5 protein-coding genes are annotated in these 10,960 nt (G+C 63.3%); 4 read left to right on the top strand and 1 reads right to left on the bottom strand.

The genetic code is table 11. The annotated features are described in order from the left end of the window. From NYP07_RS23710 to NYP07_RS23695, 4 genes are all read left to right on the top strand, one after another. A partial coding sequence (locus tag NYP07_RS23710; RefSeq protein ID WP_268154663.1) for an NAD(P)(+) transhydrogenase (Re/Si-specific) subunit beta occupies positions 1–122 on the top strand: 122 nt, incomplete at its 5' end. A gap of 371 nt (positions 123–493) precedes the next feature. Continuing rightward, positions 494–2,020, top strand: a complete 1,527-nt coding sequence (locus NYP07_RS23705) for a flavin-containing monooxygenase (RefSeq protein WP_268154661.1) — start codon at positions 494–496, stop codon at positions 2,018–2,020. Between the two features lie 71 nt (positions 2,021–2,091). After that, positions 2,092–2,991 carry an alpha/beta fold hydrolase gene (locus NYP07_RS23700; protein ID WP_268154659.1) on the top strand — a complete coding sequence of 300 codons (900 nt, stop codon included), beginning with the start codon at positions 2,092–2,094 and terminating at the stop codon, positions 2,989–2,991. A gap of 977 nt (positions 2,992–3,968) precedes the next feature. Beyond that, the gene (locus NYP07_RS23695; protein ID WP_268154657.1) at positions 3,969–9,479 is read left to right on the top strand and encodes a tyrosine-type recombinase/integrase; all 5,511 of its coding nucleotides are present in this window, start codon (positions 3,969–3,971) and stop codon (positions 9,477–9,479) included. Here the strand turns inward: NYP07_RS23695 and NYP07_RS23690 are convergent. Next, a complete protein-coding gene (locus NYP07_RS23690; protein ID WP_268154655.1) occupies positions 9,468–10,472 on the bottom strand; it encodes a hypothetical protein in 1,005 nt (334 codons plus the stop codon). The two genes, NYP07_RS23695 and NYP07_RS23690, sit on opposite strands and share 12 nt — an antisense overlap. Positions 10,473–10,960 lie beyond the last annotated feature (488 nt).

Below are 10,960 nucleotides of genomic sequence, written 5' to 3'. Positions count from 1 at the left end.
AGCGCTCCATGGCAGCGGGCTATGCCGGCCTGGACAACGAGCTCTTCTACATGGACAAGACCATGATGGTCTTCGGCGATGCGAAGAAGGTCGTCGAGGACATGCTGAAGGCGGTGGAGTAGCGCTGGCTTGCCCGGCGAGCTGCGTGAGCGGCTGGGCGGGCGATCGACCGCGACGCTGGATCGAGCCCAGTGAGGCCTGCAATCCATAAAAGTGGTCGGATGACCTGTATCGTCTATTAATATCAGTTGTTTCACCTACTCTATTCAGTGGTCAATTGACCAATAATTCAGCCAGACCCGGGGCTGGCACGAAGAGAGCAAAGGGAAAGACGCACAGCCCCGGGCCACGAGATTGATGGCCCGGCGCCGTGGCGACAGTGATCGCGCCGTCGGTGATCGGCCAGGACTCGAACCCAAGCTTGCGCGTGATGCCTCGCGCCGCTTCACAGGCATTCACCCAGCAGTCAAGAACACGAGGACAAAGGAACAACATGCCATCGCAATCTGCTCATCTCGATGAACCGCTGGACGTCCTGATCGTCGGGGCAGGGATCTCCGGCATCGGCATGGCCGCCTATTTGCGCCGGAAGCAGCCCGGCAAGCGCTTCGCCATCCTCGAGTCGAGGGAGCGGATGGGCGGGACATGGGACCTGTTCAGGTATCCCGGCATTCGATCCGACTCGGATTTCTACACCTTCGGTTTCGACTTCAAGCCCTGGGGCAAGGACAAGAACCTTGCCGACGGGCGCGACATCCTCGAGTACCTCCAGGAAGCCGTGGAGGAGAACGGTCTGGAGACTGCCATCCAGTACAAACAGCAGGTGGAATCAGCAAACTGGCTGAGCGCCGAGGGCCTCTGGGCGGTCCGGGTCCGCGATGGCGTCAGTGGCGAGACTCGCACGGTCATGACCCGTTGGCTCTTCAGTGCGGCTGGGTACTATCGATACGACCAGGGTTTCTGCCCGCGCTTCGAAGGCACCGAGCGCTTCAAGGGGCAGATCGTGCATCCGCAGCATTGGCCCGAAGACCTCGACTACGCCGGCAAGCGCGTCGTCGTGATCGGCAGCGGCGCCACGGCGGTGACGCTGATTCCGGCGATGGCCGATCGGGTGGCGCACATCACCATGCTTCAGCGCACGCCCACCTACATCGTCAGCCAGCCGGCCGTCGATCCCGTGGCGGTGTTCCTGAAGAAGATACTGCCGCCACAAGCCGCCTATTTGGCGATTCGCTACGTCAACGCCAGGTTCACCCTCTGGTTCTGGGCCTTCTGCCAACGTTTTCCGAAACTGGCTCGAAAGCTGCTCATGGGGCTGGTGCGCCGGGCGCTGCCGAAGGGCTACCCGGTCGACGAGCACTTCAACCCACCCTACAAGCCCTGGGACCAGCGGCTGTGCTCGGTGCCCGAGAATGACCTGTTCAAGTCCATCAGTGCGGGCAAGGCGTCCGTCGTGACCGACCACATCCAAACTTTCACCGAATCCGGCATCCTTCTCAAGTCGGGCAAGGAGATCGAGGCCGACATCATCATCACGGCCACCGGACTCAACGTCCAGCTCTTCGGTGGCGTGACGCTGCACAAGGATGGGCAGCCGGTGACGCTGAGCAACGCGCTGGCCTACAAGGGAATGATGTTGTCCGGCTTGCCGAATTTCGGCTTCGCCGCCGGCTACACCAATTCGTCGTGGACGCTGAAGGTCTGCCTTCTTTGCGACCACTTCTGCCGGCTCCTGGCCTACATGGACGAACATGGGCACGCCGTCTGCGAGGCGCAGGCACCTGCGGGGATCAAGACGCGCCCATTGCTGGATTTCGGAGCGGGCTACGTGCAGCGCGCGGTGGACGGCCTGCCGCGCCAGGGACCCAGCGAGCCGTGGGTCATGTCGATGGACTATTTCCGCGACGTCAAGCTGCTGCGGCGCGGGCGGGTGGCGGAGAAGTGCCTGGTGTTTTCGCCGGCCCCCGTTGCCGCCTCCAAGGCTCCGGTCGGTCGGCGACTTTCGGAGGCTGAGGCATGAGCGTCGCATGGTCGCCCGAAGGCGCTCAGCTCCCGCCTGGCGGGACAGCACGCAGTGCGAAAGGTGCCCCAGTGGACACGGGCGACCTGTTCTGCAATCTGGCCGATGGCCGACGGATCTGCTACCGCAGCCACGGCCCCGACGGCGGGGAGACGCTGATTCTGGTGGTGGGCCTGGGGTTGCAGCTGACTTACTGGCCACAGCCGCTGATCGATGGCCTGGTGGCCGCCGGATTGCGGGTGATCACCTTGGACAACCGCGACTCGGGGCAGTCGTTCTTCACCGAGACCGTGCCGCCCAGCACGCTTCAGCAACTGCTTCGCCGGCCCACGCCAGGCTACGACCTGGGTCACATGGCCAACGATGTGGTCGGCTTGATGGATGCGCTGTCCATCGCCTCCGCCCACGTCATGGGAATGTCCATGGGCGGCATGATTGCGCAGACGCTGTCGGCGCGCCATGCCAAGCGGGTGAAGTCGCTGACCTCCGTCTTCTCGACCACGGGATCGCTGAAGGTCGGCCAGCCGGCGTTCAAGGCGATCCTGCAGTTGATCCGCCGGCCGCCCCGCAACCAGCAGGAAGCCGTTCGGGACTACGTCGACTTCCTGAGAGTGGTCGGTTCGAGCCTGGCGTGGAACGAGTCCCGGCACCGGCGATATGCGGAACAAGCCTGGGAGCGCGGTGGCGGCCTGCGCAACAACGTCGGCACCGGGCGGCAGATTGGCGCGATCATCAATTCGGGCGATCGGACCGCCGAGTTGGGCCGCGTCCGCTGCCCCACGCTGGTCATCCATGGCGAACGAGACCTGATGGTGGCAACCAATGGCGGCTACGCCACCGCCGCGGCCATCAGCGGAGCACGCCTAGTCATTCTGCCGGGCATGGGGCACGACTTCCCGCCGGAACTGGTCGGCGTCCTCATCAGCCTGATCGTGGGACATGTGCGCTCCAGCCAAGGCGCTGCAGGCTAGTTTTACTATTTCGCGACCAGCTCCTGTGGCGGCGACGTGCCCGTGTACGCGCTGGAGGCGGCAGGGGGAGCTTGAGACTTGCTATGCCTCGCGCACGAAATTCCTGACAGGCTCTCGTGCACCCGACGAACAGGGCTACCTTACCTGGTGGCCCTGCTGCTCAGCCCACCGTCGGGGGGGGCATCGAACGCGTGCGTTAGTCGGCGGAGTTCTGGCCCAGCTCTTTGATTTGCGGTACGGAAGCGGTACAGCCATCAGGTTTGGCCTTGTTCGCCAAACTACGCTAAGTTGCTGTCGCGCAATTGCTTTTTCCTTCGGCTCCATCGGTTCGAATTCGCTCAGCTTGCCTAGGCAAACGGTTTCGCGGACAAACTCTTAATCCGTTGGTCGAAGGTTCGAATCCTTCAGGGCCCACCAAGTTTTTGTTTTGAATCAACGGCTTACGGTTTTCGAATCGTAGGCCGTTGGTGCTTTCCGAGCACCAAATTTTCCGCCGTGGGAAATGGGCCGCTCACGGCGGGCGCGGCGCGTTGTGCGACGCCAGAGCGCTCGTAGGTCTTGGTCGTCGTGGCCGGGCTGGCGTCGTTGCGAACAAAGGACCATGCGGACCGCGAGATTGCCACGAGCTATCCGGCAAGCCCGGCCCTGCATCGGATTTGCTTTTCCTGGCCCCAACCACTCGGTCGCGGGGATGTGCGAGCAAGCGGGTGGAAACGCTGCACCACCGGCTAACCGAGCCCCAGAAACAACAAAGCCCAACCGGGAGGGCTGGGCTGTTTGGTGCCGGCAAGAGGAGTCGCATTACGAATGCACTGTGTATAGATTGCGTTAATGCATCTTAAAAACACATCATTTGACTGAAAACATGAAAAATGATGTCGCTTTCAATGGAATGGACGGCGACAATTTATAGTCTTCTGCAGACTTGGCGCGCGATTGAGCCAGAATCCGTGGCAAACATGTCGCCATGACGGATCATGCCGCAGGAAGCCCAAGTCGGACACATAGGGCCTAGCTGGAACGTGCTCACCGAGCTGTTGCCCGCTCGGGCTGAAACCTGGCGCGCCGCCTGTGAGAGCCGGCGTGCGCTGCAAATCGTCGACGGCTGGTTTGATCTTCAACTCGCGCAGCTGATCGACACGCCTCCTCTCCATAGCTTCCTGGACCACCGGGCTGGCGACTACCCACTGGCCGACCTACTCAGTTGCCAAGCGCCCGAGGTCAATTTCGAGGCCCACCAGCAGTTGCGGGCGCTGCTTCTCGTAGGCCCGGTGCTCAAGCTTGAACAGTCAAGGCTCCTGGCTGCTGTGGCAGATGGCGCGCGAAAGGCCGCCGAACTCCGTGGGACATGGGCCACGCTCATACCTCCCCGGCTCGCTTCTTTTGATCTGGTCGAGCTGGTCGAGCACATCGCTGGCCATGTCGCCAAGCTTGCATCGGTAACCTCCGATCTGAACCGGCCGCAGCAAACCTGGCTCATCGATCTCGCGCGTTGGTGTGAACTGGTCAGACAGTCGCTCCGCAGAAGCCGTCCAGCATCACGGCCGGTTGCCCCAATTCGGCCGCCAGTTCCGTCCCAAGTGCCAGGCGATGACGACTTCCGTCCGGCACTGTTGGATGCCTTGCCAGACGACCCCGAAGAGCCGGAGGACGGGCTCGATGAGGGAGCCGGTGACACGGCAGACGATCCGGAATCTCCTCACGACCTCATGGTCGCGCTCCCGGAAAAGGAGGGGCAGCCCGAGTCGCACCAGGCCGCCGAAGCACGACGCGCCCGGACAGGATTTTTCACGGCGCGCGAGAACCAGCATCTTGTCTGGGACAACCAGCGGCTTACGCCGGTCGACGCCGCCAACCTTGTCGTGCACCTTGAGTCGATCCTGAACGACGAGTCAGCGGCAGAGCGCAATGCGGCTGGCGTGCTGGGCCTCGTCATGTGCGTTGGGACGCTCACGGAGGATGTGGCAGGGCTGAGCCGTGGCCGCAAAACTGATGGCTCCTGGCTGGGGGACCGGTGTTTTCACAGATTTGTGCCGGCGCAGAAGTCGGCTTGGCAGCCGGCAGATCAACTTGTTGGCCGGGTCAATGCGCGCGCATCCCACGTTGCACTCTCCTTGCCCAAGCCGGTCGCGGATTGGTTGGACGCGCTGCTGCCGCCGAAGGACGAGCGGCCAATCGCCGACGCGCTGGGGCTCAGCACCCTCGACGTTGTGCAGATCGCCCGAGGGCTCCTCGCCCGGTTGCGCGCAGAGGGCGGCGGGCAACAAACCTTGTCCAGGGTTGAGAACTGGCTTCCCGTGGCGCTGAGCCAAGGGCATGAAGGGCGTGCCCCTGACCATGTGCCTGGCCATCTGCTTTGCGGCGTCATGGATGGCCAGCGCTGTCCCGCCGCCTACTACCGGGCTTATCCATCGGATCAACTGGCAGCCCACCATCGTGAGGTTTTGACCTGGCAAGGTTGGAGGCTTGATGCCCTTCCGCCGAGCGCGCCCGGTAGCTGGCTGGGTTCGGCGCTGAATCCGAGGGCAGGGGAACTGCGTCGCGACTTGGACGCGGTCCGTGAATGGGCTCTCTCGGTTGCTCAAGATGCGGCACGCCCACTGCATGAGCGGCATAACGCCCGCGAAGCCGCTGACGTTCTCGGCCTGTCGCTGCAGCAGGGCTTGCGCGCTGTGTCGGATCCCATGGAGTCGCTCGACCTGATCGACACCAATCGGCAGAAGTTGTTGGTCGACGACAAATTCCAGTCCGTCGCTCGATCGCATCGCCTGATCGTTCTCAGTGCCTTCGGCTGTGCCGCCGTGGCAAGCCAGACCGACCACCTGTGGCGATTGATCGCGGAGCTCATGCCGGTGGCGCCTGAGACCGCACAGCGGATCCGATGTGCGCTCGAGAGGCCTGAGTGGCGAGCTGCGCCGTTCCGTTTCTTTCTGAACGAGAAGCTTGAGATCGAACGAATCAGCTGGCGCACCCTGCGCAAGACCCTTGGCGAGCGATGGCCCTGGCCTCTGAACGTTGGCCGGCACGCGGGTTCCATCGAACTTCTGGCGCGAGGCGTTGAAGATCGAGCGCTGCAAAGCTTCTACGGCCACGTGCAACTCGGCACGCAGAACAGAAGTACCTGGTCTCCTCTCGCCGACGAGCATCTGTTTTCGAGCCTGCGAACTGCACTGGATGGCTGGGCGATGGACCTGGGTCTGCAGACGATGCCGACGTTCCTCGAGCGTCCCGCGGCGAACGCGCTGATGCCGTCGCTGTCGCCCAAGCCCACGCCGATGCTGTTTGGTCATGAGCGCCGTGCGGCGCGGCGCGCTGCGCAGTGGATGCGGATGCGTGAAGACGTGGAAGGTTGGGCGCTGCATCAGCTGGACGGTCGGGCGCCGAGCCAGCTCAACCAGGCTGACATCGACAAGCTCTTCGAGCACGTCCGCCGCTCGACCAGCAACGCCACTTCCGGCGCGGCATCGACACGATTCGAGCTGATGCGGGCGCTGCTGTTGGACTGGATCTCGCAGCACGATTTGTCCGATCTGGAATTGCCTGCGGTGGGCTTGAGCCTGAGGGACCACGCGCATGTCTGTCCCCTCGATGGGCTCTCCGCGGCGCGCTGGCTGGATCAGTACGACCGCGCGCTGAGTGAGTACTGGGATGCTCAACGGGCAGCGTGGAAGCGCGGCGAGGAAGTCGCCAGTGCGATCGACGCCAACGCACTCGTGCTGACCCTGTGCACCGTTGGCCTGGCAATCGATCCAGAAATCTGGACGACCTGGCTGAAGGCGCCGGCCATGTTCAAGAGGAGCCAGGATCCCGATGGCGTGCGCTGGCTGCACCTGCCACTCCCTTCGGGCAACCTGCGGCAGTACGCCATCCCGCCGACACTGGCGGCGCTGCTTCACCGAGTGGACAGCGCCGCGTGGGCCCGTGTCTCTGACAAGTCCCTCGATGCCGCGCTCCGCGCGCTTTGTCGGGCTGCCAAGGTTCAGGATCCTGGAGGGTTCTGGAAGTTCTTGAGCCGACTGCAGGGGGCATTGGCGGCCGACTGCCCCGGCCTTGTGCTCGGGCAGGCCGACGGGTCGCACAAAAGTGTGTCGCCCAGCTGGTTGCATGCCGAACGCCTGGGTGGCGCAGCGCCCACCAAGGTGAGTCTGGATGCGATCGGAGCTCGGCAGGACGAACGGTCGCTGGCCTTGGGCGAGGTCGCCGAGCGAGCGGATTTCGTCACCAAGGTGGACGTCGCGCAGGTGAGGGTGTTTCGTGCGGCAATGCTCAAGGCCATGGCGACCCTCGTCCACGGTTCGGCGTCGACCAAGAAGGACAAATCCCAGCCACGCACTCCGACGGTGTCAGTGCAGCCAGCTGGGCTGCCTGTTGCACCAGTGACGGACTCGACCGACGAACCTGATGGAAAACAGGGGCGCGCGAAAAGCCCACTGGACCGCTGCCTGGCCGAGCTCGACCAGATGGCGTCGGGTGTTCTGAAGCAGGCTGGGATGCCCGCGATCTGCATACTGATGCATCGGTGGGTGCGGCATCTGGTCACGTCGGAATACGAGCCCAAGAAGCGGTACGCGCCGAAGACCATCAGGAACTACTGGTTCTCATGGTCGATTCGCCTGATCGAGGAGATCCCGGACGTCGATCCGCGGCTGATGCTGTCCAACGAGCTCGAGGAGCTGTACAGCGCCATCGTGGACGACGCCGTGCTCGACGACAAGACCCATCTCTATGCGCCGGCGCGCAATTTCCATCGCTGGCTGGCGCTGAACGAGGGCGTGCCCGACATCGACTGGTCGGAGTTCCGTGCACTGGCCGGCGTGGATCACCAGTACGTCAATGCCAATGTCGTGGAGCTGAACGAGTACAGGTCCGCTCTTGAACTTTTGCTGCACGATCCCTGGGCCGACAAGCGCAGGCGTCTGATGCAGGCGGCGGTCCTGGTGTTGCTGTACCGGTTCGGCCTGCGCATCGGCGAAGCCACAGGCTTGCAGGTCGGTGACCTTCGGTTTGATCGGCGGCTTGGCATCTGGTGGGTACGGGTCCGGGGGAATTCCTACCGGCGGCTCAAGACGGAAGCGGCACGACGGTCAGTGCCTTGCCTGGAGCCGCTGGACAAGATGGAAGTCGACATCCTGAGGCAATGGGAACGCCATGTGGTCGAAGGGGCTGACGCTGACGCCAAGCAGCCGCTGTTCGCCCAGGCCGCTGCGGGCACTAATGCGCAGGAGTTTGTTCCCAAGCAGGCGATCGCGCGCCGACTGGCTGAAGCCTTGCGCTGCGCGACGGGTGATCCGACGATCCGCGTTCACCACTGCCGCCACAGCTGGGCAACGAGGATGCTGGCCGAAGTCGCTGCGCCGGAAGAGGTGATTGGCTCCCTGTTACCTCTGTCGCTTCAGCTTGTGAACGAAGTCGATCCGTCGCGGCGCCTTGTGTGGGGGATCGCAGTGCTGCTGGGCCACGCGTCGCCGGCGACGACGCTCAACGTGTATGGGCACGCCGGGCACCGGTGGCTATATCAATGGTGCCGTCGGACGCGCTGGAACTACTGGAGCGCGCGCGATGATCAGTTTCTCGCCTGGTGCGGCGATCGAAACGTCAAGTCACTGCAGAAGCAGCGACAGCGGTGGACGGCAAAAGGCGATCAGTTCGGCGATAGTTTGATCGAATTCATTGCGCCCGATTGGCGCGTTCAAGGGGAACGTGCCGATCGGCCGTTGGTCTTGACCCCAGTTAAGGCCGTGCCGTCGGTGGGCTGGCTGGTGAGCGCGTTGTCCGTGCTGCAGTTCGCCATTCGCGCGCATGACGATGAGGGGATGAAGGCCGCCGACGTGATGCTTGAGGACGAGGCCTGGGTCGAAGCGATCCTCGCCGCGGCACGCAGTTGGTCAGACCGGCTGCTCGACGAAGGCCGCGCGCTGAAGCATGGGCTATGGGTTGATCGTTCGTTGGAGCAGACGATCCTGAAAGGAGACCCAATCCAGGAGGCGCTGAAGTTGTTCGAGAGCTGGCCAGCGGACAGGTTGGAGGCATTCAGTGCTCTGGCAGGTCAACACCTGCACGTCGGCTCTCGTGTGATGTTGGTAGGCGACGTCGTCACAGCGCAGGCAGTGACGTCCGTCCTGAAGGCAACGTTCGGCGAGGAGCGCGTCGAACTCTTGCTTCCGGGCGAAGCCGACCCGGTCGGCGAGGCTGTAGCCGGCAAAGGCCGCGCAAAACGACCTCGCCGCCAATACGCCTCGCCGTCGGGCGGCCTTGTGCCGCTGGAAGATGAGGCACGTCTGCTGGGGCTGCCGGTAAACCTGCATGGCCGGGTGCCCATGATGCGAGATGACTGGCACGCGCGCGGCCGCGGTACTCGGCGGCTGGCGATCCGGGTGAGGCGCAATGAGGATGGACCGGTGCAGACGGCGGTCGCGATGGCGGCAGCCGGCCTCGTGCTATTGGTGGCGGTTCGGGCCAAGGACCAGCTGGAGTCGTCAGCGAGTTGAGCTGCCGGACTCAGCCCAAGCAGGCTTGCCGGGCAGCAGGCCGGCAGCTTCCAAGGTGCGTCTGTGGGTGTCGAGGTGGCTGGCGAGGTTCTCGATCCAGTCTGCGCAGGATTCCCAATGCTCGATGTCCAGCCCCTCCATCGAGATCAGTCGGACGGTCGGCTCCTCGGCCAGGGAATCGTCCACCCGGCCGCTGACCTGCAGGATGACCGGTCCCGTGCCCTGCAGAAGACGGAAGTCAATGCGAGCCGCCGGGACTCCGGTGATCACCACCCGGATCGGCCGGTGGTCGTCATGCCGGCGCACGCGCATCACTTCCTTGTTGACCATGCTCTCCAAACGAGCGACCAACTGCCAGGGTTCGGTCTCAGAGTGCGTGGCGGGCTTCACATTCGTTGCCTTAACCAAGAGCGGTTCATCGGCCTCCTGCCCCGGCAGCATGGACTTGACGCGAAGCTCCCCGCTGTCCGCGGTGTTGGCGGCCTTTTCTAGCGCGGCAAGAAAGTGTTCTGCGATGCGCATTTGTTCAACCGTCTGGCCGGGGGCCTCCGTGGGGCCGTTCGGCATCGCAGTTGCCGTACCGGTGGCTGACCAGTCGCACTGATGCCGGATGCCCACCATCAGGACGTCGGTCAGCTTGGATCCCGCGACGCGCGCCAGCTCCAGTTTTGCTGGCGTCAGCGAGCGAAAGTCCAGCACGATCAGCCCGATGAAGCAGCCAGCCTCTGCAGTCAGGAGCATTGGGTGGATGTGACGTTTTGGAATCCTGCTCGACGTTGAAATGTGGCGCCTGGCACTTGCCGCTGCGCGGCCCAATACCCGAATGGCCCTGGAGCAGAGGGCCTTTGGCGCCCACGCACCTTTGGCAGTGGCCTCGGGGCCTGCGTCTGCGATCAATAACCGAAAGACGATGCGCTCGGATGTCGCGCTGCCCGGCGAAGTCAGCTCAGCCTTATCGAAGAGTTCGTTCCTATCTTTGGTTTCAACGGTCATGAATCACCTCCATGACGTCGATCATGCGGCTGCTCTACTCACTGATTCGGCAGTTAAAAGATGCCCCTTGCACCACTTTGGCCGGCAAACAGGGACTGGATCTCACAATCCAGAATCAGACAGAGCGTATTGGCGAACATCGCGTTCCGGTGACGTAGCCGACTAGCGGTCTTTGACCGGCAGCCAGCCCAGTTTCGCCTCGATAACCGACCGATACGGCGTTCGAACCTCAGCTGGCGCGCTGCATACGTACTCGCGCGCTCGAGCGCATGCTTCCGAGCCCAGTTCGCGGAGGTAGCTGATTACGGCATCCGTGTCTTCAGGAACGAGCCCTTCTTGTTGCTCACTGTGATTGTCAATGGGCAGGATGAATCGCCCCGGGTTTCGCGGAGGCCCGTTGGTTTAAGTCAGACGGTCGCGGCCTGACCAGCGCGTTGTTGATGGTAGTTGGCCTCGAACTCGGCCGGAGGGACGTAGCCCAGCGGCTG

This window comes from Pelomonas aquatica, from assembly GCF_026712205.1.
Taxonomy (GTDB): domain Bacteria; phylum Pseudomonadota; class Gammaproteobacteria; order Burkholderiales; family Burkholderiaceae_C; genus Pelomonas; species Pelomonas aquatica.
This window is presented reverse-complemented; position numbering and strand designations above follow the sequence as displayed.

Excerpts from the sequence above, each read along its gene's own strand:
- NYP07_RS23705 (WP_268154661.1), top strand. The coding sequence starts at position 494 with ATGCCATCGCAATCTGCTCATCTCGATGAACCGCTGGACGTCCTGATC.
- NYP07_RS23695 (WP_268154657.1), top strand. The coding sequence starts at position 3,969 with ATGCCGCAGGAAGCCCAAGTCGGACACATAGGGCCTAGCTGGAACGTG.
- NYP07_RS23690 (WP_268154655.1), bottom strand. The coding sequence starts at position 10,472 with ATGACCGTTGAAACCAAAGATAGGAACGAACTCTTCGATAAGGCTGAG.